The 1,858-nt window shown below is 56.2% G+C and carries 2 rRNA genes; both read right to left on the reverse strand.

Features of this window, described 5'->3' with window-relative positions:
- Nucleotides 1–12: 12 nt before the first annotated feature.
- Nucleotides 13–129, reverse strand: a 5S ribosomal RNA gene (gene rrf, locus ACT89H_RS29290).
- 132 nt (nt 130–261) lie between these two features.
- Nucleotides 262–1,858, reverse strand: a 23S ribosomal RNA gene (locus ACT89H_RS29295); the annotation flags it as partial.

Raw genomic sequence — 1,858 nt, forward strand, 5'->3', positions numbered from 1 at the left:
TCGTGAAGGATGTTCCGGCGGTGTCCTACTCTCCCACACCCTGTCGAGTGCAGTACCATCGGCGCTGGCAGGCTTAGCTTCCGGGTTCGGAATGGGACCGGGCGTTTCCCCACCGCTATAACCGCCGTAACTCTATGAAACTATCCACACCCCGACACCTGCCCCTGCCCACCACACACAGCGGTGAACAGAGCAAACACGGTGTCACGGGGTATCTGTGTGTTGTTTCAGATACCGCACAGTGGACGCGTAGCAACCTTTGTTGGTAAGTCCTCGGCCGATTAGTACCGGTCACCTCCACACGTTACCGTGCTTCCAGTTCCGGCCTATCAACCCCATCATCTCTAGGGGGCCTTAACCACTCGAAGGTGGTGAGAAACCTCATCTTGGAACAGGCTTCCCGCTTAGATGCTTTCAGCGGTTATCCCTTCCGAACGTAGCCAACCAGCAGTGCCCTTGGCAGGACAACTGGCACACCAGAGGTTCGTCCGTCCCGGTCCTCTCGTACTAGGGACAGCCTTCCTCAAGTTTCTGACGCGCGCGGCGGATAGAGACCGAACTGTCTCACGACGTTCTAAACCCAGCTCGCGTGCCGCTTTAATGGGCGAACAGCCCAACCCTTGGGACCTACTCCAGCCCCAGGATGCGACGAGCCGACATCGAGGTGCCAAACCATCCCGTCGATATGGACTCTTGGGGAAGATCAGCCTGTTATCCCCGGGGTACCTTTTATCCGTTGAGCGACACCGCTTCCACATGCCGGTGCCGGATCACTAGTCCCGACTTTCGTCCCTGCTCGACCCGTCAGTCTCACAGTCAAGCTCCCTTGTGCACTTGCACTCGACACCTGATTGCCAACCAGGCTGAGGGAACCTTTGGGCGCCTCCGTTACACTTTAGGAGGCAACCGCCCCAGTTAAACTACCCACCAGGCACTGTCCCTGAACCCGATCAGGGTCCGAGGTTAGAAGTCCAATACGACCAGAGTGGTATTTCAACGACGACTCCACGAACACTGGCGTGCCCGCTTCACAGTCTCCCACCTATCCTACACAAACCGTACCGAACACCAATACCAAGCTATAGTGAAGGTCCCGGGGTCTTTTCGTCCTGCCGCGCGTAACGAGCATCTTTACTCGTAATGCAATTTCGCCGAGTCTGTGGTTGAGACAGCAGAGAAGTCGTTACGCCATTCGTGCAGGTCGGAACTTACCCGACAAGGAATTTCGCTACCTTAGGATGGTTATAGTTACCACCGCCGTTTACCGGGGCTTAAATTCTCAGCTTCGCGTCCGAAAACGCTAACCGGTCCTCTTAACCTTCCGGCACCGGGCAGGCGTCAGTCCGTATACATCGTCTTACGACTTCGCACGGACCTGTGTTTTTAGTAAACAGTCGCTTCTCTCTGGTCTCTGCGACCACACCCAGCTCAGGAAGAAAATTCCGTCACCAGACGTGGTCCCCCTTCTCCCGAAGTTACGGGGGCATTTTGCCGAGTTCCTTAACCACAGTTCTCTCGATCGCCTCGGTATTCTCTACCTGACCACCTGTGTCGGTTTGGGGTACGGGCCGTGTACCAACTCACTAGAGGCTTTTCTCGGCAGCATAGGATCACTGAATTCGCCTCACTCGGCTACGCATCACCTCTCAGGCTTATGCTGTGCGGATTTACCTACACAACGCCCTACCGGCTTACACCAGGTAATCCACCACCTGGCCCAGCTACCTTCCTGCGTCACCCCATCGCTTGACTACTACGGTCTGGATCCTGTGCAGCCCCCTCCTGTCTCCCGAAGGAGATCAATCAGGTTTTGGACAGTTAGCAAAACCGGCTCGCCATTGGGCGCGGATACACGGGT

The sequence above is a fragment of the Nocardia aegles genome, from assembly GCF_052545135.1.